The sequence below is a fragment of the Pedobacter sp. AC379 genome, from assembly GCF_979258145.1.
Map to the genome: position 1 here is coordinate 208,443 of NZ_OZ409839.1, position 25,738 is coordinate 234,180.

Annotated in this window: 22 protein-coding genes; 14 read left to right on the top strand and 8 right to left on the bottom strand. The window is 38.1% G+C overall.

The annotated features are described in order from the left end of the window. Positions 1–85: 85 nt before the first annotated feature. Positions 86–2,596 (top strand): M1 family aminopeptidase, encoded by a 2,511-nt coding sequence (locus ACZZZW_RS00885; RefSeq protein ID WP_463492031.1) that lies wholly within the window; start codon positions 86–88, stop codon positions 2,594–2,596. Positions 2,597–2,688: 92 nt separating this feature from the next. Here the strand turns inward: ACZZZW_RS00885 and ACZZZW_RS00890 are convergent, their stop codons facing one another. From ACZZZW_RS00890 to ACZZZW_RS00900, 3 genes are read right to left on the bottom strand one after another with little or no spacing between them, the layout of a single operon-like run. Next, positions 2,689–3,585, bottom strand: a complete 897-nt coding sequence (locus tag ACZZZW_RS00890) for a DUF1735 domain-containing protein (RefSeq protein ID WP_463492032.1) — start codon at positions 3,583–3,585, stop codon at positions 2,689–2,691. 13 nt (positions 3,586–3,598) lie between these two features. Beyond that, a complete protein-coding gene (locus ACZZZW_RS00895; protein ID WP_055902878.1) occupies positions 3,599–5,101 on the bottom strand; it encodes a SusD/RagB family nutrient-binding outer membrane lipoprotein in 1,503 nt (500 codons plus the stop codon). A gap of 17 nt (positions 5,102–5,118) precedes the next feature. Then, entirely contained in the window at positions 5,119–8,229 is a 3,111-nt protein-coding gene (locus ACZZZW_RS00900; RefSeq protein WP_463492033.1) for a SusC/RagA family TonB-linked outer membrane protein, read from the bottom strand. 273 nt (positions 8,230–8,502) lie between these two features. Here ACZZZW_RS00900 and ACZZZW_RS00905 point away from each other — a divergent pair, with 273 nt between their 5' ends. Next, entirely contained in the window at positions 8,503–9,150 is a 648-nt protein-coding gene (locus tag ACZZZW_RS00905; RefSeq protein WP_463492034.1) for a hypothetical protein, read from the top strand. Between the two features lie 11 nt (positions 9,151–9,161). Here the strand turns inward: ACZZZW_RS00905 and ACZZZW_RS00910 are convergent, their stop codons facing one another. Then, complete coding sequence (locus tag ACZZZW_RS00910) at positions 9,162–9,617, bottom strand: nuclear transport factor 2 family protein (protein ID WP_463492035.1); 456 nt, start codon at positions 9,615–9,617, stop codon at positions 9,162–9,164. 250 nt (positions 9,618–9,867) lie between these two features. Here ACZZZW_RS00910 and ACZZZW_RS00915 point away from each other — a divergent pair, with 250 nt between their 5' ends. The 7 genes from ACZZZW_RS00915 (at position 9,868) to ACZZZW_RS00945 (ending at position 15,980) form a co-directional block, all read left to right on the top strand. Then, complete coding sequence (locus ACZZZW_RS00915; RefSeq protein ID WP_055902889.1) at positions 9,868–11,271, top strand: tetratricopeptide repeat protein; 1,404 nt, start codon at positions 9,868–9,870, stop codon at positions 11,269–11,271. Between the two features lie 60 nt (positions 11,272–11,331). Continuing rightward, on the top strand, positions 11,332–12,099 hold the full coding sequence (locus tag ACZZZW_RS00920; protein ID WP_055902890.1) for a phosphosulfolactate synthase: 768 nt from the start codon (positions 11,332–11,334) through the stop codon (positions 12,097–12,099). Between the two features lie 98 nt (positions 12,100–12,197). Further along, positions 12,198–12,941: a shikimate dehydrogenase family protein gene (locus tag ACZZZW_RS00925; RefSeq protein WP_055902894.1), complete on the top strand. Its 744-nt coding sequence runs from the start codon at positions 12,198–12,200 to the stop codon at positions 12,939–12,941. Between the two features lie 55 nt (positions 12,942–12,996). Then, positions 12,997–13,584: a gliding motility lipoprotein GldD gene (gene gldD, locus ACZZZW_RS00930; protein WP_463492036.1), complete on the top strand. Its 588-nt coding sequence runs from the start codon at positions 12,997–12,999 to the stop codon at positions 13,582–13,584. A gap of 52 nt (positions 13,585–13,636) precedes the next feature. Further along, positions 13,637–14,275, top strand: a complete 639-nt coding sequence (locus ACZZZW_RS00935) for an MBL fold metallo-hydrolase (RefSeq protein WP_463492037.1) — start codon at positions 13,637–13,639, stop codon at positions 14,273–14,275. Positions 14,276–14,364: 89 nt separating this feature from the next. Continuing rightward, on the top strand, positions 14,365–15,597 hold the full coding sequence (locus ACZZZW_RS00940) for an ABC transporter permease (protein WP_055902903.1): 1,233 nt from the start codon (positions 14,365–14,367) through the stop codon (positions 15,595–15,597). Positions 15,598–15,599: 2 nt separating this feature from the next. After that, positions 15,600–15,980, top strand: a complete 381-nt coding sequence (locus tag ACZZZW_RS00945) for a hypothetical protein (RefSeq protein ID WP_463492038.1) — start codon at positions 15,600–15,602, stop codon at positions 15,978–15,980. A gap of 712 nt (positions 15,981–16,692) precedes the next feature. Here the strand turns inward: ACZZZW_RS00945 and ACZZZW_RS00950 are convergent. From ACZZZW_RS00950 to ACZZZW_RS00960, 3 genes are all read right to left on the bottom strand, one after another. Then, a complete protein-coding gene (locus ACZZZW_RS00950; protein WP_055902909.1) occupies positions 16,693–18,369 on the bottom strand; it encodes a sodium/sugar symporter in 1,677 nt (558 codons plus the stop codon). 384 nt (positions 18,370–18,753) lie between these two features. Next, on the bottom strand, positions 18,754–20,085 hold the full coding sequence (gene xylA / locus ACZZZW_RS00955) for a xylose isomerase (protein ID WP_055903105.1): 1,332 nt from the start codon (positions 20,083–20,085) through the stop codon (positions 18,754–18,756). Between the two features lie 68 nt (positions 20,086–20,153). Then, entirely contained in the window at positions 20,154–21,638 is a 1,485-nt protein-coding gene (locus ACZZZW_RS00960; RefSeq protein WP_463492039.1) for a xylulokinase, read from the bottom strand. A 177-nt stretch (positions 21,639–21,815) separates the two neighbouring features. Between ACZZZW_RS00960 and ACZZZW_RS00965 the strand changes: the two genes are divergently transcribed. The 5 genes from ACZZZW_RS00965 (at position 21,816) to ACZZZW_RS00985 (ending at position 24,609) form a co-directional block, all read left to right on the top strand. After that, the gene (locus tag ACZZZW_RS00965) at positions 21,816–22,151 is read left to right on the top strand and encodes a tRNA-binding protein (protein WP_463492040.1); all 336 of its coding nucleotides are present in this window, start codon (positions 21,816–21,818) and stop codon (positions 22,149–22,151) included. A gap of 297 nt (positions 22,152–22,448) precedes the next feature. Next, complete coding sequence (locus ACZZZW_RS00970) at positions 22,449–22,916, top strand: nucleoside deaminase (protein ID WP_463497697.1); 468 nt, start codon at positions 22,449–22,451, stop codon at positions 22,914–22,916. A gap of 239 nt (positions 22,917–23,155) precedes the next feature. Next, a complete protein-coding gene (locus tag ACZZZW_RS00975; RefSeq protein ID WP_055902921.1) occupies positions 23,156–23,764 on the top strand; it encodes a superoxide dismutase in 609 nt (202 codons plus the stop codon). A gap of 97 nt (positions 23,765–23,861) precedes the next feature. Further along, positions 23,862–24,323, top strand: a complete 462-nt coding sequence (locus ACZZZW_RS00980; protein WP_055903106.1) for a hypothetical protein — start codon at positions 23,862–23,864, stop codon at positions 24,321–24,323. A gap of 43 nt (positions 24,324–24,366) precedes the next feature. After that, on the top strand, positions 24,367–24,609 hold the full coding sequence (locus tag ACZZZW_RS00985) for a hypothetical protein (RefSeq protein WP_463492041.1): 243 nt from the start codon (positions 24,367–24,369) through the stop codon (positions 24,607–24,609). A 183-nt stretch (positions 24,610–24,792) separates the two neighbouring features. On the opposite strand, the gene ACZZZW_RS00990 is transcribed toward ACZZZW_RS00985, so the two are convergent. Further along, the gene (locus ACZZZW_RS00990; protein ID WP_055902928.1) at positions 24,793–25,725 is read right to left on the bottom strand and encodes a hydrogen peroxide-inducible genes activator; all 933 of its coding nucleotides are present in this window, start codon (positions 25,723–25,725) and stop codon (positions 24,793–24,795) included. Positions 25,726–25,738: the final 13 nt, after the last annotated feature.

A 25,738-nucleotide genomic window follows, 5' to 3' on the forward strand; every position in this document is an offset into this window, starting at 1 on the left:
GAAAGGGGACTACATTTGAGTGTTTACTTTACCACAATTCTTAATATCGTGGTTTAAAGTTAACTGACTTATCAAATCTTTAAAAATGAATAAAAAATTTATTGCCTGTGGCATAATATTGTTTTCTGCTTTTACGGCCAATCTACTTTTTGCACAGGAACAACCTGTAGAAAAATCAACCAATCTTGCTGTTTACCGGGCAACGGCAACCAAGGTTAATGATCTTGTGCATACCAAACTTGATGTAGCTTTTGATTATGCTAAGCGGTACCTCTACGGAAAAGAATGGGTTACCCTTAAACCACATTTTTATGCCACAGATTCGCTAACCCTCGATGCACAGGGCATGGACATCAAAACGGTTGCATTGGTTGGCGCCAAAGGAAATACACCGCTTAAATATGTTTACAATGACAATAAACTGCATATCACTTTAAATAAAAAATACACCAATACTGAAAAGTATACGGTATACATTGCTTATACTGCAAAACCCGATGAGCTAAAAGTAAAAGGCAGCGCAGCCATAACCGATGCAAAAGGACTTTATTTTATCAATCCGGACGGAACTGATAAGAATAAACCAACGCAGATATGGACACAAGGCGAAACGGAATCCTCTTCGGCATGGTTCCCTACCATTGATAAACCCGATCAGAAAACTACTGATGAAATTTCGATGACCGTAAAATCGAAATACACTACACTTTCTAACGGAAAACTGGTGAGCCAGAAAGCCAATGCCGATGGAACCAGAACAGATACCTGGAAAATGGATCTTCCACATTCACCATATCTGTTTATGATGGCCGTAGGCGAATTTAAAGTAACAAAAGATACTTATAAAGGCAAAGAAGTAAGTTATTACTTAGAACCAAAGTTTGCACCCTATGCGAAACAGATTTTTGGAAAAACGCCAGATATGATCCAATTTTACAGCAATTTGCTTGGTGTAGATTATCCATGGAACAAATATTCGCAGGTGGTGGCCAGAGATTATGTTTCGGGAGCTATGGAGAATACTTCGGCAACTTTGCATGGCGAACAGGTACAAAAAACCGATCGCGAGCTGCTGGATGGCAATGAGGAAGGAACAATTGCACATGAACTTTTTCACCAATGGTTTGGCGATTATATAACAGCAGAATCATGGTCTAACCTAACCATGAACGAATCTTTCGCCACCTTTGGAGAAGTAATCTGGCATGGCCACGATGCCGGTCGGGATGCAGAAGACAAGTCACGCTATGATAAGTTGCAATCTTACATCGGTTCGACCAAAAAAGGCGAAAGCCCTGTTTTAGCGCGTTTTTATTATGGTGACAAGGAAGATATGTTCGATAACATCAGTTATGCCAAGGGATCGATTATTCTGTATGCATTAAAAAACCAGATGGGCGATGCCGCTTTCTACAAATCGCTTAACCGTTATTTAACCACAAATGCTTTCAAAAATGGCGAAACGCACCAATTGCGATTGGCTATGGAAGAGGTTACCGGTAAAGATTGGAGCCCTTATTTTAACCAGTGGTATTACAATGGTGGACACCCCATTTTAAGTATAGATTATGGTTACCAGAATGGAAAAGCCACAATTAAAGTAAAACAGACCCAGGATTCGAGTGTTCAAACCTTTATTTTACCAATTAAGATTGACATTTATGCAGGTGGGCAGAAAATCAGGAAAGAAATTCTGATCAACAGCCGCGAGCAGAATTTTAGTTTCGATGTGAACAATAAACCCGACTTAATTGATTTTGACACAGATAAAATTTTAGTTGGTGAAACTAACGACAATAAAACCGCAGAAAACTATTATTTCCAATATAAAAATGCGCCAAGCTATGCCAATAGGATAGAGGCACTTCAGTTCATCATGCAAAGCAAAGCCAACAGCGGCCAACAAGTACTTTTAGAAGGATTAAAAGACAAATCACCCGATTTACGTGCGCTAAGTATTGATGGCATTAACCTGGAAGATGCAAAAATCAAAGCGATGGCTTTACCAATCCTACTTCAAATTGCCAAAACCGATAAGGATACTGAGGTAAGGGCTGCTGCAATTGTGAAATTAGCTGAAACAGGAGATATAACGTATAAAACTTTAATGAGTGAAAGCTTAAAGGATAGATCCTACAAAGTAATCGCAGCGGGTGTTGGTGGTTTAGCCAAACTGGCTCCGCAAGAAAGCATTTCGGCTTTATCTTCACTAGATGCGGATACAAAAGATCACATTGCACCTTCTATTGCATCGTTATACATTAGCGATCCTAAAGATGAACATCAGGCATTTTATGAAAAGATTATGCTCACTGGTGACCGGAATGAAATCTTTTCAGTAATTGGCCAGTATTTCCAGTACTTGAGGGCGAATACCAATCCTTCGGTTACCGAAAAAGGTATAAACAACATTAGCAGTGCTATCGAAAGGTTAAAACTGCAGTCCTATTTAAACAAACAACTGGCAGGTGCGTACACTGCAACTGCGCAGGCAAAAACGCAACAGGCCGCAGCCGTAGGTGGCGATGCTAAAGCAAATTTTACCAAACAGGCCGAACTCTTTAAAAAAGGTGCAGCAGATTTAGGGAAGGAATAGCATTTAGCATTAGCTTTAACTATATTATAAAAAAAGGAAGCCCGTTTGATTGATTCAAACGGGCTTCTGTATTTTATGCTGTTTATATTAACTTATCTAATGGAAACATAGTTAAGCGTATCGGTAGCCGATCGGCTTGTTGGACTAGCGCCCCATTTAAAGGAGATATAAAAAGTTTTCGTTGCCGGGTCGTAACGGTTATCGTAAGTCGGATCATTAGCCAAAGTTGCATTGCCCTTGCTTTTCATCGTTACCTTGTTGGTTGCAGGATCTACATTAATGGTTAATCCATCAATACCACCGGCTCCACCACCGTCTGCCCAGTTCTGAGAAAAATTAACCGCATTAGCACCATTACTCGACAAATCTTTACTCAAGCCTTTAAAAAAGCCAGTTAAGCCGCCAGTATCACCCTCTCTAAAAACATAACCTTTGCTTGAGTATTTTCCATCATAACGATTTCTAACGCCTACATTAATAACCACAGCACCAAATTTATTGCTAATTACTTCTCCAGAAGCATCTTTGATAATTACAGGTAAACCGTACCCAATAGCAGGATCAAGTGCTGTACTCACAAACTTCACCGGAACCTGTACCCTACGCTCATTCGCAGGAATCGTAATCGTTGTCGGCATTGTAAAAGCATTCGTTGGTACAATCTTTAATGGAGTATCAGTAGGGTGCGCCTTATTATATGTTAAAAGCGTAGCCGGATCGATAGCTAAAGTAACCTTAATATCAGTTGGCTTTGTGCTTGATGCTGCATAGTTAATGTAAAAGTAATAGTCGGTTGGAACATCTTTTTGAATAAGTGAAGTGCTTAAAGAGTTGATGCTGCCATCACCCACTGGTGAGCCAACAGGAATTTCTACAACTGGTGTTGTTGATGAGAAATCAGGTTGCTCATTTTTGTTCTTCAAACAAGAAGACAAACTTATTATGCATAATGCTGCAATAAGTCCTTTAAATATATTTTTATTTTTCATCGTTTTAAATGATTTATTTAACATCCCAGAAAATTTTAGACGTAAACTGGTTAATTGTACCTTCTGCAATTACATTTGCCGAGTTGGTGTTATATTCTCTTTGTGGATATAACATTCTTACCGGGATTTTTTTGGTAGTTACCGTAGAAGAAATAGATATCGGCATATCTGCAGGAAGCTCTAAACGTCTGTAATCTGTCCAGGGTTCAATATCATTTGTACCGTTCATGGCTGCCCACTTTTGTTTAATGATCAAGGCAATTTTGTCTGCGTTAGCACTCCAATTTGCCACATCCTGATCAGCAAGGTAAGTTACTGCGTCTGTATCCTTTAATCCCAGGTAAACAAAGTTGGCCGTTACAGCGGCTTCATAATTCGCTTGTGCATTACCGCCCAGGTAACCTCTTTGTGCAGCTTCAGCCTGTAAGAACAAACTCTCAAAATCTGTCATAATAGGCTGCGATTGATCGAATGATTTTAATACCCCTTTACCAATACCTGAAACGGTAGTAAGTGTCTGATCGAAATTTACATCCTGGCCCCAAACTAAGCTTACATAAGTACTTCCTGCACCATCATTAACTGTGCTATAAAACTTACCTAATCTTGGATCATTATTATTTTTTAGGAAATCCATGCCGTAAGTGCTGGCCAGCATATAGGTGTGCGATGCAGTTTTGTCGCCATTGGCAGCATAACCATATACGCCCCAGAATGGATTTTGCTTACCAGATGTATTTAAATAACCGGGATTATTAAACATTCCCTCACCAACTCCGATGTATCCAAATCCATTTGCAGTAATTTTTGCAATCTCATCTTTGATGTACTGTTCTCTACCAGGAATTTCCGATTGACGTAAAAGAATTCTAAGTTTTAACGTATTGGCAAATTTACCCCATTTTTTCACATCTCCTTTGGCATAAATATCAGCCGTAACATCTGACGGGCTTACCGTTGCTGTTTTAAATAAATTTGCTGCTGTATCTAATTGCTTCGCCAGATCTTCGTAAATAGCCTGCCCTTTATCGTATTTTGGGTTAAGGAAAAGAACCGATTTAGACGCCTGCGTGTAAGGCACATTACCGTAAAAATCTACCAGGTATTGGTAATCCCAGGCTTTCATTGTTTTGGCCACCGCAACGAAGAAATTTTGCCCTGTTGCTTTGCCCTGTTTTTCTAAAGATGCGTAATCGTTAAGGTTATCGTACAAATTGCCCCAAAGCGTAGTAGAACCGCTCCAGTTGGTGGTAAAATTGTATGAACGCTCTTCGTACCAACCTGAAACACCTCCTGGGGTCATCCAGTAATTCATCCACAAGGCTGCAAAGCTGTAAAAAATAGAGCCGCCCGTAGTATATGCAGCAGTATTGTTTAACGCACCCGTTAATATTAAAGAAGGTTTAACATTTGTAGCGTTGTTGGGATTATCATTAATATCTAAAAAACCCTTTTTACAGGCACCAAGCATTAATACTGCCGATACTGTAAACACATATATAAATTTCTTTTTCATGTTTTTTTTATTAATTGTTAAAAGCCAATTGTTGCGGTAAAACCATAAATACGTGTAGGAGGCGTTTGATTCAAGTTATTAACACCTTGTGCATTCCCTGTGCCCACGTTAATCTCCGGGTCAGTATAAATGTTATCACTAGGCCTGAACATAAATAAGTTTCTTCCGATCAAGGCAATACTTGCATTCTTGATAAATTTGGCTTTGCTCTGTAACCATTGTGTTGGTACCTGGTAGGCCAAAGAAAGTTCTCTGATTTTCCAGAATGCAGCACTCATTACGTAGTTAGAGGCCGTATTATTACGGATGCCATCAGCCCAAAAAGATCCATTACCCTGTATAGTTGTAGTATTGGTATTAGGAACAAATACGCCCGGTGAAGTTTGGATTACTGAATTTGGATAAACAAAACGTTCACGACCAGCCTGTGCAGATGTATAACTAACACCCGCAAAATCCAATGTACTTGCAAAACTATTATAGAAAACGTTACCACTGCGGTATTCTGCAACACCTGATAGCGTAAAGTTTTTAAAGGTAAAGCTGGTGTTAAAACCAACTACAGTACTTGGGTTGGTTTGTCCGAAATCTTTATTAATTGGGTTTGAAAGTGGCAAACCTGTATTGGCATCCACAATCACCCGGCCTTGCGGATCGGTTTGGTAACTGCTCACCTGTAAGGAAGGAAAACTCTGACCTACTACGATATAGTTGTTGTCGCCAATACCCAATTGGTTTTGACCCTGATATAATGATAGTACCTTATTGGTGTTGTACGAATAATTTACACCTACATTCCATCTAAATCCGTTTGAAAAACCAATTACCGGTGCCGCGTTTAAGCTAAATTCAATTCCCTTATTTTGGCCTTCGCCAGTATTAATTACTGCACTTGTATAACCGGTAGTACCAGATAAATCTATCCCGTTAATGATTTCCTGATCTTTGGTATTTTGCAAATATGCCGAAGTTTCTAAAGTAATACGGTTATTTAAGAAACCAACATCTACACCAATTTCTTTTGAAATGGTTTGCTCTGGTTTCAAGTTAGGATCATAAACTGCGTTATCAATAGAGTATCCTGCGGTACTGCCATAAGGAAAGTTTCCTGCCGGACTGGTGGTAGAAAGCAATTTGTACGGATCGATCTGTACTGCATATACTTTAGAAATACCTCCGCGGATTTTTAAGTTACTGATGATTTTGCTTTCTTTTAGTGCAGGTATTGCATCTGTAAGTGTTAAAGCTGCATCAATTGCCGGATAAAAGAAAGAGCGGTTACTTTTGGCTAATCTTGAATCCCAGTCATTTCTACCAGAGATATGGATCGTTAAGTAATCGTTGTAGGTAGCCGTTAAATCTCCAAATAAACCCAGCTGGCGGGAGTTACGTTCGTTTTCGGATCCCACGATCTCACCAGAACGGTTATTAAGGTTAAAAAGATTATCAACCACTAAATCGTTACCAGATTGAGTCATATACTTATAGTTTTTCTGAATCACCTGCGCACCACCAATCAGCGTAAATTTAAATTGCTTAAACGTTTTAGTTGCAGTTGCAAGAAAATCCCCTGTATACCTGCTTTCAAATTCACTGTAATCTGTTACTGATGATTTTGTGTATTGATTGGCTGCTATCCCTTTACCCGAATTGTGTGCAAAATCCGAATAGGTATAGGCATAGTTCTTATTTTTACCCAGTGTGTTTTTAGTGCTCAAACCACCTCTCGCCATCAAACTCAACCAATCAACTGGTTTATAGGTAAATGAAACATTACCCAGCAAATCGTCTCTTCTCTCGTTGTTGCGGTTTTGCTGTAAACCAAAATATGGGCTGTTATAATAATCATTGTAGTAATCGTTAGGATTACCATATTTCGAATTTAAATCACTGTACTCAGTCAATGGTACGTTTCCTGGCGTATTGATTACATTGTTATATACCTGATTGTTACTCTTATCGTAATTTCTCTGAGTATAGTTAAATGAATAATCCGCTAAAAATTTGTTCAGTTTACGTGTTCCGTTAATACGGATTGCAGTTCTGTTGGATTTATCTCCCGGAACATAACCTTTACTGTTTACACGCTGAAGGTTGATATAGGTTGTTCCGTTCTCGTTTCCTCCAGAGTAGGTAACATCATTCTGCTCATCGATACCAGTTTCAAAGAAACTCTCTTTTTCGCCATCTTTATAAGTGTAAGGAACCATCTGGTAAGTTCCATCTTCTAAAATACGGCCCAACGGTCTGATGCTTCCATCAAAACGCTCTCCAAAGGTCTGGTTCTCAAAAGGAGTGTACAAACCAAATCCAAAGTCATCCTGAGTAGTACCGCCACCAAACTCTGTTTGGAGCTTAGGGAAGTAACTTAAACGATTTAGTAAAGTGGAATTAGTATAGGTTATGCTACCGCCATCAGAAGATCCCCTCTTGGTACTCACAATAATTACTCCGTTCGATGCATCCGATCCATAAAGTGCTGCGGCGTTTGCACCCTTCAAAATATTCACATTGTCAATATCGTTCGGGTTAATTGAGTTCAACTGGCTCAATGGAACAATTATACCATCCAAAACCAAAAGCGCCTGGTTGTTACCGGTAAACGACCTGTTACCACGCAATACCACCCTTACCTGGTCGCCGGCATCAATCTGGTTATTGGCCTGGTTAATCTGCAAACCTGCCACCTTACCAGATAAACCCGTTGCAAGGTTGGTTGGCCTGCTCGAGGTTAGTGCCTTACCGGTTACCTGTTGCGTTGCGTAACCGATTTCCTTTGGCTTACGTTTAATACCCAATGCAGTAGAAATCGTAACCTCGCTTAAACTTTTTGAGTCTGGCTCAAGGTTAACATTCAAATTTGATTGCGTACCCACTGCGATTTCTTTCGCTACGAAACCGATATAAGAGAATTGTAACACCTCATTCGCATTAACGCTAATGGTAAATCTTCCATCCGACCCGGTGGATGTTGCTTTTTTTGTATCCTTTACACGGACACTAACCCCTGGAAGCGGCAATCCATCATTAGATGCAACCACTTTCCCAGTAATATTTTTACTCTGAGCATCTGCTTGTATGATACCGCAAAATAAAAATATGAATAAACACAGTACGAGTTTTTTCATAGTTTTTAAAGTTTGTTTAAGTTAATATTCCGCGAATTACAGTTTTTATTATCAATAAATCAAAAAAAATAATGATTATCTTAAAAATGTTATAAATTGCGTTTAAATAATCACTAAAATGTTTTAGTAATTTGGAATTATAAGCAATATCCATAAGAAAATCCTCTTATTTTTAGCTTGTTTTTCCATTTGTTTTAATTTTTATTTAAAATTTATCGCCAACAAAAAGAACCAATCGAAACACACAAAATTTTCGCCTTATAAAACGCAACCATGAAAAAAATTTTCTTACTCCTTATTTTAATCAGCCTCACTACTTACAATTTTGCACAGAATGTTACAGTTGGCCCAAGTGCGAAACCCCTTTTAAAATCAGTAATTAAAAATCCTGTTGAAGGAAGTCCTTATTTCAACACCAAATACGCCAACGGGAGCATTAAAACCGTTAGTCAGAAAGCGTTTGACATTAAAAATGTTAGGTATAACCTGGAAACGCAACAATTGGAATACACAGAAAATGAAAACGTTTACGCCATTCAGGATTCCGTGCAATCTTTCACCCTGCTTGATTCTGTTGGCAATTCTCACCAGTTCATTAAATTAAAAACCGGTCAGGCAGAAGGTTTTTACGAAGCAGTTGCTGAGGGCAACGTTAGCCTGCTAAAACAATACTCGATTAAAAAAGAAATAGTAGAAGATTGGTTTACCAAGAAAAAAACCAACAAACTCGTACAGCGTACCACATATTTAACCAGTAAAGCTGGAACAATTCAAAAATTTACGCCTTCAACAAAAAGCATTGCTACGGTTTTAGCCGATAAAAAGGAACAAGTAGCTACTTACATCAAAAACGAACAACTGGATTTAAAACAGGACGATGACCTGATTAAAGTGTTTAAATATTACAATACTTTACAGTAAAACAATAAAGCTTATTTACAGCCTGTTTTTCTTCTTGTATCAATAAGGTAAACAATCTGCCAGCCTTGATCTCCTTTTACCAACTGAAAGGAATTTACACCGCAATGGCTAAATTTTTCGCCAAGGTAAAACTTATAGTCTGTCCAAACCGAAGCCAGCGCACCATCAACCAATATTTTGGTAAAAATTATCTGTTCATCATATTTTTCCTGGTGCGGTGCTCCGATAAATTTTACAAAATCATTTACCGATTCGGTACGGACAACCACTTTTCCATCCTTTTCAACAATTGTTTGCATAATAGCACTATTGGCAAACGCAGCCCTTGTTAAAGTACTGTCTCCGGTCTTCATCCCTTCGAAAAGATTATTTACCGCTTTTTTAAGGGCGGCTTCCTCGTTAAGCTGTGCAAAGCTTTGAGTAACAAAACATAGTAAAAACAGGGCAAAAATGACTGATCCTTTCATGACTTCTCAATTACGTATATACCATAAATTTATAGTATTTTTGTAAAAGAAGGGAAAAGGAACCGCGATGTTGCAAAAAATCAATCGATTATCCACACATCTTTACCACAGTTAACACGCTTTATATTCAGCGATTTACGCTGATTAAGCCAATTGATGTTAGTAATTATTTTAAAAACGGAAAATTATAATCGGTAAACTTATAATGTGTTTTTATGCTAATTGGCACGGTTCTTTAATAGTATAATATATGGAAGAAGAATTCTTTTTTGAATCCAACGAAGACGCACAACGCTCAGTAGAACGTTACGAAGAAATGCTCCGCAACCAGGATCAGTATTTTTTCGATGCAGGCGCATTCGAATACATAGTAGATTTTTATATCGAGAAAAATGATCCGGTCAAAGCTTTGCAGGTGGTTGATTTTGCAATCAGTCAACACCCCTATGCAACTGTTTTTTTAATCAAGCAGGCTCATCTTTACATTTTAACCAATAACAACGAAAAAGCTTTTATTGCATTGCAAAAAGCTGAACTCTTAGAGCCATCCGAACCGGATATTTATCTTTTGCGCGGTAATATTTTCCAAAATACCGAACGCTATGATGAAGCACTCGAAAACTATGAAAAAGCTTTAGGACTTGCCGAAAGTACCGATGAAATTTTGTTGCAGATGGCTTATGTTTACCAAAGCATGAGCGATTATGAAAGTGCCATTACCTATATTAAACTCAGTTTAGAGCAAAATATGGAAAATCAGGACGGTTTGTATGAGCTGGCTTTTTGTTATGATGTGCTGGATAAACAGGAAGAAAGCATTAAGTTCTATCAGCAGTACATCGATACCGATCCTTATTCATATGCAGCATGGTATAATTTGGGAAACAGTTTCCATAAACTAAATCTTTTTGAAAAAGCCATCGATGCCTACGATTATGCAATTTTAATCAAAGAAGATTTCAGCTCCGCTTACTTCAACAAAGGCAATGCATTGGTACAGCTGGATAAATACGATGAAGCCATTGAAGTTTATAAACAGACTTTCGAGTACGAACAGCCCAATGCCGATACCTATTGCGCAATAGGTGAATGTTACGAGAAGCTTGAAAAAATGGATGAAGCGCGTTCTTATTATAAAAAATCAGTAAAAATGGATCCTAAAATGGCAGATGCCTGGTTTGGGATCGGTGTTACGCTGAATTTTGAGGAACGTTACTTCGAATCGTTGCATTTTTATAAAAAAGCGATCGATTTAGAAGCCGAAAACCCAGATTTTTGGTTCGCCATGGCCGATGCTTATTATAAATTAGGTCAGATTGAGGAATCGATAGAGGCCTATGAAAAAGTTTTGGAATTTAATCCATTGGATATTGAAGCCTGGCTAGATTTTAGTACCGTGCTTTACGAGCAGGGAAAACTTTTGGAAGCATCAGAAACAATGGCTGAAGCGATTAAAAATAATCCCGAAGCTGCCGAACTGTATTACCGTATGGTAGCCTATCTTTTTGCACTTGGCAATTACAGTGATGCGCTGGGATATTTGGAAACGGCTTTAACAACTGACCCCGATAAACATTATATTTTATTTGAATATTTACCGCAATTACAGGATAATAGTGCCATTTTGAGCGTTATAAACAGATATATTCGGTAACGAGCTTGTGAGAAAAATTTAACAAATAAATCTCAAAATTTTTTTCACTTTTGTAGGCATATGAATTATCCATTATTAAACGTTCCCGAACGTCCAGCTAAACCACGCCAAAAAGGCTTAACAATGGTTATGGATAAGGGATTGAGCCTACGCCAGGTTGAAGATTTTATTGAAGTTGCCGGCGTACATACAGATATCGTAAAATTAGGTTGGGCAACATCTCATGTAACCCCAAATCTTAAAGAAAAATTAGCTTTATATAAAAGTGCCGGTATTCCTACCTATTTTGGAGGAACACTGTTTGAAGCCTTTATTATCCGTAATCAATTTGCAGATTACCAACGCATTTTAGATCAATATGGCATGGAGTACGCAGAGGTTTCTGATGGTTCCATTGAAATTGAGCATGATAAAAAATGTGAATTCATCCGCGAACTTTCCAAACAGGTAACCGTTATTTCTGAAGTGGGAAGTAAAGATGCTGCCAAAATATTTGCCCCATACAAATGGATTAAGTTAATGCAGGCAGAAATTGAAGCAGGCTCATGGAAAGTAATTGCCGAAGCACGCGAAGGTGGTAATGTTGGTATTTACCGCGGAAGCGGAGAAGTGCGGGAAGGTTTGGTTGATGAAATATTAACACAGATTCCTGAAGAAACCATTATTTGGGAAGCACCACAAAAAGAACAACAGGTTTGGTTCATTAAATTAATCGGTAGCAATGTAAACCTTGGTAATATTGCCCCAGCTGAGGTAATTCCATTGGAAACCATTCGTTTAGGTTTACGCGGAGATACTTTCGATTATTTCCTGAACCAAGTAAAATAAAAGATAAATCCGTCATTGCGAGGCACGAAGCAATCTCTGATAGTTTATTTCTATCGCGTTAAGATTGCTTCGTGCCTCGCAATGACGTAAATACGCATATGAAAACATACGGCTTAATCGGGTATCCACTATCTCATTCCTTTTCTAAAAAGTATTTTACCGAAAAATTTTTGAATGAGGGCATTGCTGATCACCAATACGAACTTTTCCCTATTGAGGATATCAAATCATTACCCGATTTATTAAGCGAAAACCCATCACTTTGTGGTTTAAATGTAACCATACCGCATAAAGTGAATGTACTTTGCTATTTAAATGAAGTAGATGAAGCAGCCGATAAAATCGGGGCCGTAAATTGCATTTCCATCAAAAGTTTTGAAGACAGAAATTATTTAAAAGGCTACAATACCGATGCTTATGGCTTTGAAGAATCATTAAAACCCTTATTAGGCCCACAGCATGCAAAAGCGTTGGTTTTTGGTGATGGTGGAGCGGCAAAAGCGGTTAAATACGTTTTAGCAAAATTGAACATCCCCTACCAGGTAGTGGTACGCAAACCTGTTCCGGGGGCAATATTGTATTCAGAAATAACACCGGCAATTTTAGCTTCACATCAAGTATTGATCAATACCACACCGCTGGGGATGTCGCCAAATGTTGATACCTTTCCAGAAATTGATTACAGCCAGCTCGGCCCACAACACCTGGCTTATGATTTGGTATACAATCCATTAGAAACTACATTTTTGGCAAAAGCAGCAGAACGCGGTGCCACCATTAAAAATGGTTTGGAAATGTTATACAAACAAGCCGAAAAAGCCTGGGCAATCTGGAATAAATAAGCTAACTTATCGTCATTTCGAGGAGGAACGACAAAGCAATCTTTGATAAAATGCTATGAAATTAAAACAACTGATCTGTATTTCCGTCATGCTGCTTTTATTCTTAACAGCTTGTCAGAACAATGATTATAGCCCAAAACCAAGAGCTTATTTCAGAATTGAATTCCCTGAAAAAAATTATAAAACATTTATTCAGCCCGTTCCCTTCAGCTTTAAGTATCCAACTTATGCCGTGGTAGAGCAGGATAAAAGCCGTGATGCACAAAAAGACTGGTTTAACATTCATTTCAAACAATTCAATGGCTTTTTACATTTAACCTATTATGATGTATCAGGCAAAGGCGAATACAATGAAATGGTAGAAGATGCCCGGAAACTCGCCTTTAAACATACCATTAAAGCAAGTGCGATAGATCAAAAGCTTATCAATTATCCCGATCGGAAAGTGTATGGTATTTATTATGCCATTGAAGGAAATACAGCATCTTCTGTTCAGTTTTTCCTAACCGATAGTGCAAAACATTATTTTAGAGGTGCATTATATTTTAATGAACGGCCACAATACGATTCAATCGCTCCTGTGATCAATTTCATTAAAAAAGACATTGATACAATGATTTCTTCCTTCAGGTGGAAAAATTAATTTATTATTCAACACCCTGATACAATTTTAATCAGGAACATTTATAAGACTTATGATTACCATAAAAACCTTCACTTTTAATGCATACAGCGAAAATACCTACGTACTTTACGATGAAAGTAAAGAATGTATCATCATTGATCCTGGGATGTACGAGGGTTTTGAGCAAAACGAATTGGCAGCATTCATTAAACAGCAAAACCTTACACCAGTTTTATTGCTTAATACGCATTGCCACCTTGATCATGTTTTCGGCAATAAATTCGTTTTTGAAACCTATGGATTAAAGCCGCAGTTTCACGAAGGCGAATTGCCTGTTTTAACTGCCGTTCCGGGTTATGCCCCTTCAATGGGCTTTAACAACTATCAGATTTCACCACTTCCGGATACTTTTTTGCCTGAAACAGGAACAGTTTCTTTTGGCAACAGTACATTAAGCTTAATATTTGCCCCAGGCCACTCACCGGCACACCTCTGCTTTTATAGTGAAGCAGATCATATTTTAATGGGTGGCGATGTACTTTTTTATGGCAGCATTGGCCGTTCCGATCTACCTGGTGGCAATCATCAGCAATTAATTCAAAACATTTCCGATAAACTGTTTGTATTACCAGATGAAACCGTAGTTTATCCTGGCCACGGACCTGCGACAAGCATAGGTTTCGAAAAACAAAACAATCCTTTTTTTTGATACTAAATATTGTTTAAAAGTTCTTTTAAGCGTGGGGGCTGCTAGCATTATATATTTAAACCCTCAACCTTTTAACTATCTTTACCGACGTGAATACATCATTTTATATTGCCAAAAGGTATCTTTTTGCCAAAAAATCAACCAATGCCATCAACCTGATATCGGGTATTTCGATGGTGGGTGTAATGGTGGGCAGTGCAGCATTGATCATTATTCTTTCGGTATTTAACGGTTTGGAAACGGTGGTGTTAAACATGTTCGATACCATTACCCCCCACATTGCCATAACCCCGGCCAAGGGCAAAACCTTCGATCCGAATACTACCTATTTTAACCAGCTTAAAAAAAATAAGGATGTTGCTGCATTTACAGAGGTATTGCAAGAAAATGCTTTGTTGAAATACAACAATAAACAGGCTGTAGGTATGGTGAAAGGTGTGAGTTTAGATTATTTAAAAAACGCCAAACTTGATAGTACCATAAAAGAAGGACACTTTATTTTACACAACAGGAATGGCGACAATGCAGTAATTGGCTCTGCTTTACAAAGTTATCTGGCCGTAAATACGGTAGATCCCTTTACAGAACTTGAAATTTATTCGCCAAAAAAAGACATTTCAGCAAGCAGCTTAAATCCGGCTGATGATTTTGTAGCAAAAAGCATTCGCGTTAGCGGCGTTTTTGAAGTGCAGCAGGATTTTGATAACGGAATTATCGTTCCGCTTGGCTTTGCGCGCGAATTGTTGGGCGAAGAGAAAAATGTGTCTGCAATTGAGATCAATTTGCAACCAGGGGTTGATGTAGACAACTTCCAAAAAGAGGTGATCGAAAAAGCGGGGAAAGCCTATGAGGTACGCAACCAGGCCGAACAGAATAAATCGCTGTACCACATTTTAAATACTGAAAAATGGGCCGTATATATTATTCTTACTTTTATTCTGATTATTGCTATATTTAATATCATAGGGTCGTTAACCATGTTGGTAATCGATAAGGTAAAGGATGTGGCTATTTTGAGCAGTTTGGGTGCAGGAAAAAAATTAATTAAGCGTATATTTTTATTTGAGGGGATGATGATTACCATGTCGGGCTGTGTGCTTGGCCTAATTATCGGCCTTATTTTCTATTATTTTCAGCATACATACGGTTTCATCAAAATGGGAGAAGAAAATAAAACACTTGTCACCTCCTACCCAATAGGGCTAAAATGGAAAGATTTTGTTTTAGTTTTTGTTACAGTAGGCATCTTCTCATTTTTGGCATCTGCTTTGTCATCCAATTTGAGTGTTAAAAAGATAGATCAAATAAATCAATCCATATAAAAATGAAGTTATTTAAACAAGCATTCGTATTTGTTGTGCTCCTTGGCGTAGCCCTTACCGCTTGTAGAAACGATAAGGCCGAGGGAGAAAAAAGTAATCTTAAAACAGTTAAGGGCCTGTATACTTTCGGTCCGGAAATGAAATCTTTTACCCTCTGCGAAGATGGCCGTGAATATTGGGTTACAGATAGTGTAAAAACCTTGGAACTTTCTTATAGCAATCTTGGCTTCGAAAAGCCATACGAGCCGGTATACGTCGAATTGGAAGGCTTTTTTGCCAAATCTGACACGGCTACAGTAGCTGCCGACTTCGATTCGACTTTAGTGGTTACCAAAGTAATTAAAATCAGCAAAGAAATTCCAGACGGGCCTTGCGCGCAGTAATTGATTATATCCACACCTTGGTGCGTGTCTACACGAACCACACCAATTTTAGAAATAAAATATTTTTTTCTTCTATAGATTAATGCCTCACTCGTTTCAAATATTCTGACCTTTTTTGGAGCGCAGGTTCTGTTGGAATCGGTTAGGGCAGTCCTGCTTTCCGTTAATCCAATGCTAATTTAGTGCCGATTGATCGGTAAAGGATCGGAATCACTTCAATCAGGGCTATTATAAATATGCTTTTGCTACTATTCAAGGCAATAGCAGGACGCCTAAAATTCGACTTTCCTTGGTTCGGTGTCTTTACAAACCATACTAACTTATATGAGCAAATATCTTTCATGCAATTGATTAAAGCATGGCTCATTTATAAATTAAAATACCACATCCCTGGGCTCATGCCTAACGAACCACGCAACCACAAATAAAAGTACTATCCCTGCCAACTAAACCTGATCGAAGTGGTTCTGATCCTTCATCAGAAAAAACGTAGAGCAGGGCTATCTTTACCCAAGATCTACTGAACCTGCTTTCCAAAAAAAAAGATAGCGGATATTCTTTAAGCCTTGGTTTGTGTCTTCACGAATCAAACTAATTTTATAAAACGAATAGCTATTGATTAAAGCATAGCTCATATTTAATCTCTAAAATACACTTAAACAAAAAAAGCTTCCTGATTTCTCAGAAAGCTCTAAAATATTTAATTTTTTATTTACCAGTAAATACCGTAAAGCGCTACCAGTAAACCGATTATGATCAATGCACCAACAGCAAAACTTGTTGTGGTTTTGAACATTTTTGAATCGATTTCCAGTCCTTTAGGATTTACGCCATTTCTATTTTCGAATAAACTGATAATCACCATACCGACAATACAGAATACGAACACAAAACCCATTCTATCCAGGAAAGGAATTTCGTAAATGCCTGCTGCATTTTTAACTGAGAAACCCATTCCTGATAACCATGATAAATCTGTCCAGCCCGGAAGGAATTTTAATACTAGCGACAATCCGAAACCGCCAATGGTTGCAAAAAGCGCAGCATTTGAAGTTGCCCTTTTCCAGAAGAAACCAAGGATGAACATGGCAAATATACCTGGCGATACAAAACCTGTATATTCTTGGATGTATTGGAAACCACCCTTTTTATCGATACCAAGGTGAGGTGCGATTAAAACGCCTAATACCATGGCCACAACCACGGCAATTTTACCAGTAAAAACCAGGTTTTTTTCAGAAGCATCGGTTTTTAATACTTTTTTATAAATATCCAATGTAAAAATAGTTGCAATACTATTTGCCTTACCCGCTAATGAAGCCACCACAGCTGCTGTTAAAGCTGCAAATGATAACCCTTTTAAGCCCGCTGGCAATAAGTTTAACAACACCGGATAAGCACGGTCAGGATTAACAGATCCATCCTGTAACATCTCCGATTGGAAAGCGCCATCTTTATACAATACGTAGGCCGCTATACCCGGTAATACCACGATGATTGGCATCAATAATTTTAAGAAAGCGGCGAATAGAATACCACCGCGTGCCGTTTTTAAATCAGCACCTAAAGCGCGTTGTGTGATGTACTGATTACAGCCCCAATAATTTAAATTCACAATCCACATACCACCCACAAGTACGCTTAAGCCTGGCAAATCAATGTAATTCTCATTTTCAGGTTTTAAAATCATGTGAAAATGCTCTGATGCTTTTGAAGTCATTAAGCTATAACCCTCAAAAATACCTGATGTACCGTAGTGTGTAGAAACCAGGTTTAAAGCTAAATAAGTTGTAGCCAAACCACCCAGAATTAAGAAAAACACCTGGATCACGTCAGTATAACCGATTACTTTCATTCCCCCAAGTGTAATTACAATGGCAAATGCGGCAATGGCATACATACAGAATGTTAGATCGAAACCAGAAATGCTGCTTACTGCTAAAGCACCTAAATAAAGTATCGAAGTTAAATTTACCACTACATATAGCAATAACCAGAACACGGCCATAATCATGGCCACGGTTCCGTTGTAACGCTGGTGTAGGAACTGGGGCATTGTAGCAATTTTATTCTTTAGGTATACCGGAATAAAGAAAACGGCAACAATGACCAGGGTAAGGGCAGCCATCCATTCATAAGTTGCAATTGCAAGCCCCATCTTAAAGCCTGATCCACTCATACCGATAAACTGCTCTGCCGAAATGTTGGATGCAATTAATGAGGCACCGATTGCCCACCATGTAAGTGAACCTTCTGCAAGGAAATAATCTTTTGAGCCGGTTGATGCGGATTTTTTCTTATTGTAGATGTACAGACCGTACGCAGCCACAATAACGAAGTAGATTGCAAATACAATGTAATCTTTCGTGTCCAATAAGTTGTGTTTCATTAATATAATAGTGGTTATTTGGTTTAGAAACCTAAATGTAGTAAAATCATAAATTAATCACTGCTTTTTTTTAAATTAAAAAATGTTAATGTAACGTTTATTAATTTGATTGATTAGCCGATTGAATCGGTAATAGTTAAATTCAGTTCGTTTTCACTATGCCCCAGGTCGACAACGATTTGCATACATAATTACCCTTAAGGTCTGTATCCTCGCAGAAGGTATAAAATAAATAAGTAGTGGTCTGTGAGGACACAGACCACGGTATCACATTTTATAAATAATGTATATAAATAGATTAAATATACCTGCTAATCAAATTCCAGTGGTTTGTAATGAGACAGACCACGGTATCACACTTTACAGATAATGTAAATAGATAGATTAAATATACCTGTTAATCAAATTCTCCAAATACTCTTGCTTCCCACTGCGAACCTCTGGCTCACCATTTTCTGCAGCATAGTTTCGCAAATCTTCCAAAGTTAATTTACCTTGCTCAAATTCTGCTCCTTTACCACTGTCAAATGAAGCATAGCGATCGGTTCTTATTTTCCTATAATCAGATTTTTGAAGAATGGCATCAGCGGTAATCAGGGCCCTTGCAAAAATATCCATACCACCAATATGGGCATAAAAAAGATCTTTAGGATCGGTAGAGTTACGGCGGATTTTTGCATCAAAATTTACACCTCCACCTTGCAAGCCTCCACCTTCTAAAATAATCAGCATGGTTTCTGTTAACTCGTTAATATCGTTCGGAAACTGATCGGTATCCCAGCCATTTTGATAATCACCTCGATTGGCATCAATAGAGCCCAATAAACCATTATCTACCGCTACCTGCAATTCATGCTGAAAGGTATGTCCGGCCAATGTAGCGTGGTTCACTTCTAAATTTAATTTAAAATCACCCAACAGATCGTATTGCTGTAAAAAGCCTTTTACTGTAGCTGCATCGTAATCGTATTGGTGTTTGGAAGGTTCGCATGGTTTTGGTTCGATAAAAAACGTTCCTTTAAAACCTTGTTTGCGGGCATAATCTTTGGCTGTATGTAAAAATTTGGCCAAATGTTCCTGCTCACGTTTCATATTTGTATTCAATAGCGTCATGTAGCCTTCCCTTCCTCCCCAGAAAACATAATTTTCACCACCAAGCGCAATGGTTGCATCCAGGGCTGCTTTAACCTGCGCTGCGCCGTGGGCAAGTACATGGAAATCGGGATTGGTAGATGCACCGTTCATGTAGCGTTTATGGCTGAATAGATTGGCAGTTCCCCAAAGCAGTTTTACACCACTATCAGCTTGTTTTTGCTTAGCATATTCAACAAGGGTTTGCAAACGGCGTTCGTTTTCAGCAACATCATTTCCATAATCTACTACATCAACATCATGAAAACAGTAATATGGGATTTGCATTTTGGTAATGAATTCAAAAGCGGCATCCATTTTATCTTTTGCCCTTTCTATTGCATCGGCCTTTTCATCCCAAGGGAAAACATGGGTTGGGCCACCAAAAGGATCGGCACCGTTGCCATTAAAAGAATGCCAATACGCACAGGCAAATTTAAAATGTTCGTTCATGGTTTTTCCTGCCACAATTTTATTGGCATCGTACCACCTAAAGGCAAGTGGATTATCGCTTTCTAGGCCTTCAAATTTAATTTGCTCAATGCCTTTAAAAAATTCTTTTGCTCCTGTTACTACTTTTGTCATGTTTTTTGTTTTTGGTGATGGTTTGTTAGTCGATAATTTTAGTTGATCTTCCAAAGGGCGGTTAATCACTAACCAATTGCTAACTGTTTCTCTAATATTTTCTTCCAGTCCTGATAAATTGGTTCATAGGATTCGGAATATTGCGGTGTCAAAGTTTTTATTGCTTCATGTTTGGTGAATGCTTCTTCAGCATTTTTAAAAATCCCTGCACCTATTCCTGCTCCGAGTGCTGCACCCACACTGCCGTCATTTTCGTAAAGCTCAACCGGAATACCTGTTACATCAACGAAGGTTTGAGCAAAAACATCACTTAAAAATAAGTTTGCCTTGCCTGCACGGATTACTTTTGGAGTCATCCCGTTTTCGCGCATTATATCGAGCCCATAGCGGAAAGAAAATGCAATTCCTTCTTGTACAGCCCTGAAAATGTCCGACTGGTTATGGGTATTTAAATCAATACCTAAAAGTTGAGCGCCCGTATATTTATTGTTTAACATCCGTTCTGCGCCATTACCAAATGGAAGTACCTTTAATCCATTACTGCCAATAGGTGCTTTTGCAGCCAGCTTATTCAGCTCACTATATGTTGCCTGAGGCGCAAAATTATTTTTTGCCCAACGGTACATACTGCCTGTGCCATTAATGCAAAGCAATACACCGGTGTGTTTTTTATCTTCGGAATAGGTTACATGAGCAAAGGTATTTACCCTCGATTGTTTATCATAAGTAAGATCATCACTTACACCATAAATTACACCAGATGTACCGGCTGTGGCCGCAACTTCTCCAGGTTTTAATACATTTAGTGAAAGTGCATTATTAGGCTGATCGCCGGATTTATATGCTACAGGAATACCTTTGGTCAAACCAAGCAAATCTGCAACATCAGCTTTCAAATGCCCATGTTCAGAAAATAAAGGTCTTAAAGTTGGTATCAGGCTGCTATCAATACCATAATATTTGGTAACGTCTTCAGATATTTCATGTTGCTCAAAATCCCAGAAAATCCCTTCTGATAATGCTGAAATGCTTGTGGTAATTTCTCCGGTTAATTTCATGGCAATGAAATCACCTGGTAACATCATTTTATCGATACGGCTATAAATTTCTGGCTCATTTTGTTTAACCCAGGCCAATTTTGAAGCTGTAAAGTTTCCGGGAGAATTTAACAGATGTTTTAACGATTTTTCTTCGCCTATAGCTTCAAATGCTTTATTCCCCAAATCCACAGCCCTGCTGTCGCACCAGATGATGCTATCGCGTAATACCTGTTGATTTTTATCTACAACAATCAATCCATGCATTTGATAGGCAATGCCAATGGCTTTAATCTGTTTGGGATCGAATAAACCTGTTGCATTTAACTTTAGAATGGCCTGCTGTACATTGTGCCACCAATCATTTGGCGATTGCTCTGCCCAGCCCGATTGTAAAGATTTGATTGCCGTTTCCTCTTCAGGATATTGTGCAGTGGCAATATTTTGCTGTGTTGCCACATCAACTATAGCCACTTTTATGGATGAAGTACCTAAATCAATCCCTAATAAATACATATTTTAATTTAATTAATATCTGGTTATGCAAACGGTTGCATAAAGATAGTTTTAAAAAAATAAAACGCAAATTTTTTATTAAATCTGTTAATCTTAAAGCTGTTAGCAACCTGTAGCTAAATGCGATCACATTTGATATTAATAATTTTTATTTTTGCGCGCATATTTAATTAAGTTATGGAACAGATAACCTGGGATGATTTCGAAAAGGTAGAATTAAGGGTGGGAACAATTTTAGAGGCTTTTGAATTTCCTGAAGCCCGCAGACCAGCCTATAAAGTAAAAGTAGATTTTGGTGAATTTGGCATAAAAATGAGCAGTGCGCAGATAACCAAACACTATACATTGGAAGAATTGCCAGGAAAACAGATTGTTGGTGTGGTCAATTTTCCAAAAAAACAAATTGGAAAGTTTATGTCTGAATTTTTGGTTACCGGTTTCGCCGATGAAAACGGCGATATTGTATTGACTGCCGTACAAAGTAAAGTTCCTAATGGAAGTAAACTTGTGTAACGCTTGTAAACTTCCGAAGTTTTGCTAGTCTTCGGCCCCTGGAAACTTCGGAACTCTGGGCGTTATTTGTTCCCCATTAGCACGGACCTTTGTCTAATAGCCCTGATTGAAGTGAAAAGACCGGAGTGAGGTACGAATGAGGACTTGTAACGAAAAGCAGGACTGAGGTAACCGATTATCAGCGACACTGCGCTCCAAAACCTAACCAATTTTCAGCGTAGACTTCAGAAGTTTACCACGCGCATGGCCACCAAAACTTCGGAAGTCTTTTTGGCCATTATACCCTATATTTGCCACATGAGCTTTTACAATTTCGAAAATACCGATCCCGAACAGGAAGACATTCATTACATGAAGTTGGCTTTGGAAGAAGCAAAAAAAGCGTTAAATGAAGATGAGATCCCGATTGGCGCAATAGTAGTTGGTAAAAACCGGATTATTGGTCGTGGTTATAATTTAACTGAACGCTTTAATGATGTAACTGCGCATGCGGAAATGCAGGCTTTTACTTCTGCTGCACAAACCATTGGTGGAAAATATTTGAGAGATTGCACCTTATATGTAACCATTGAGCCTTGTGTAATGTGTGCAGGCGCAAGTTACTGGACACAAATTGGCCGAATTGTTTATGGTGCCCGAGAAGAAAAAAGAGGTTTTATATCAAAAAACGCAAACCTGCTTCATCCCAAAACAGTATTAAAAGGTGGTGTAATGGCAGAAGAATGCGCAATACTTATGCGGGATTTTTTTGCGAAGAAGCGGTAGTGGAGATGGGTTAATGGCTTATAGTTAATAGAAAAATTAGCTATAAACTATTGATTAAAAATCAATTTTTTTATTGAAAAGGAATTGGCTATCGCACTGAACCTTACAACTTTTAACCCGTTCTAATTTACAATAGCAACGCAGAAAACGATTTGATGATAATAACATGAACAAATCTTAACGTTCTAATGTTATATTTGCTACAAGAAACATTTTTAAATCTTTAAACATAAAACATTATGGCTTTTGAATTACCTGCGTTACACTACGCAACCGATGCATTAGAACCGCATATTGATAAAACTACCATGGAAATTCACCATGATAAACACCATCAAGCTTACGTTACCAACTTAAACAAAGCGTTAGAAGGTAAACCTGAAGCAAGCTCAAGCATCGAGGAAATTGTAAAAAATATTTCAAAATACCCTGCAGCTGTTAGAAACAATGGTGGCGGTCATTATAACCACTCATTATTCTGGAACGTTTTAGGCCCCAATAAAGGTGGTGAGCCAACTGGCGATTTAGCTAAAGCAATTAACGAAACTTTCGGATCATTTGCTGATCTTAAAACTAAATTACAAGAAGCTGGTGCTACCCGTTTTGGTTCGGGCTGGGCTTGGTTATCTGTAGGTGCTGATAAAAAACTTCAGGTTTCATCTACTCCAAACCAGGATAATCCATTAATGGATATTGCTGAAGTAAAAGGTACACCAATTTTCGGTATCGATGTTTGGGAACACGCATATTATTTAAAATACCAAAACAAACGCCCTGATTATTTAGCGGCAATTTGGAATGCAGTAAACTGGGATGCAGTTGCTGAACTTTACAAAAAAGCTTTGTAAGCCAAATATAGTTTAAAATATAAGGAAGTCCCGATGCAAATCGGGACTTCCTTGTTTTAAGATAATTAAGTAACTTCGCAGATATAAAATGTTCGAAATGAAAAGGCTTGTAATTTTATTCTTAATTGTAATTGGTGTAAATGGCTTGGTAAGTGCCCAGCAAAATAAAGTACCTACTCCTTCAGAAATTGCACAAAAGAATGTAGATGATCTCGACAAAAGATTAAAATTAAATGGCACGCAAAAAAGCGTGATCTATAGCTTTACATTTAACCAGGCTAAAGAACAGGCAGATTTAATTAAAAGGCAACAGGCAGGCAATTCGCGCGAAGAGGATGTAGACAAATTCTATAAATTACAGAATGAGACATCAAAAAACATCCGCAATGTTTTAAGGCCAGAGCAGCAAACAGAGTATGATAAAGTGATAGAAGAACGCTTAAGCGGCAAAGGATTAAAAGCAAAAAACAAGAAAAAGAAAAAAGGCGAGGAAGAAGAAGTGGAGAGCGATATTAAAGGATTATTATCTGCACCCCCAATAGAAAAGCAAAACCAGTAATCATTCCTGATACCGCTGGGCAAGATTTTAATTCAAAATAGCCATGCCAGAAATAATCTTAGGATCTCTCGTACTCGGCTTGCTGTTATCACCACAACTGCTGGCAGGTTTTTTGGCAAAAAGAACAGGTCGGAATTTCTGGTTCTGGTTTTTCATTTCCTTTTTAATCCCCATCATTTCACTAATTATCCTCATCTTTTTAGAAGATAAAAATCCCGCAGCACAAAGTTATCAATTGGCAGATCATGTGGATAAAGATAAGAAATTAGTTTCTGAAGTTTTATAAATCTTTCTTGTTGAACCATGTAAGGTTACTATAATACTTTTCATGAATAGCCTTCACCCCCTGTATTTATTTCAGGGTTTATGTAGCAATAGAGATGCTGAAATAAATTCAGCATGACGATCGCGTGGGTAAAGTTGCCAAATGTTTGATTTGGCCAATCCTCATTAATTTCAAAAACGCGGTCTAAATTCCAACAATATCTTTTTTCTTTTTTTGCTTCATTGCCTTAGGGATAATTTCCAAAATCTCATCCTTCAAAGCATTAAGCATCCGCTTTTTTATAAAGTTTTTATGGGTAACCAGGCTGATTTCGCGTACAGGCTCCGGAGATTTGAAATGGCGGACTTTACTGGTTTGCTTCACATTTAACTCTGCAATAGCCAACTCAGGAAGCAAAGTTGCACCCCCGTTTAAATCGACCATACGGACAAGGGTTTCTACACTACCTGTATTATATTCCAGCCCTTGCAACCTGTTGTTTTTGGTTGAACGGCAAATGTTCAATACCTGGTTACGCATACAGTGACCTTCGTTTAAAAGCCAGATGTTCTCATCATTTAAGTCTTCAGCATCTACAGCTTTCTTTTTATAAAGCTTGCTGTTTTTACTGATGTAACTTACAAAGTTTTCATAGTATAAAGGAGTTTCTGTAATATTCGGATCCGTTAGTGGGGTGGCCAGAATACCACAATCCAATACGCCTGTTTTTAAATGATGAATAATATCTTCGGTGGTATACTCCCAGATTAGGAGCTTTAATTCCGGATATTTTTCCAGCATTGCTGAAATTACTTCGGGCAGCAAATAGGGCGCAACAGTTGGAATAACGCCAATTCTCAATTCGCCCAAAACATCTTGTTGCTGACTGCTAATGAGTTCTTTTATTTTTCCGCTTTCCTGTAAAATAATCCTGGCCTGTGCAATAATCTGTGCACCAATTTCAGTCGGACTTACAGGCTGTTTACTTCTGTCGAAAATTTTAACACTGATCAGCTCTTCAAGTTTTTGCACCTGCATACTCAATGTTGGCTGGGTTACAAAACACTTATCTGCAGCAGTTACGAAACTTCTGTAAGTATCTACTGCCACGATATATTCAAGCTGAACTAAAGTCATATAGTTAAAATTT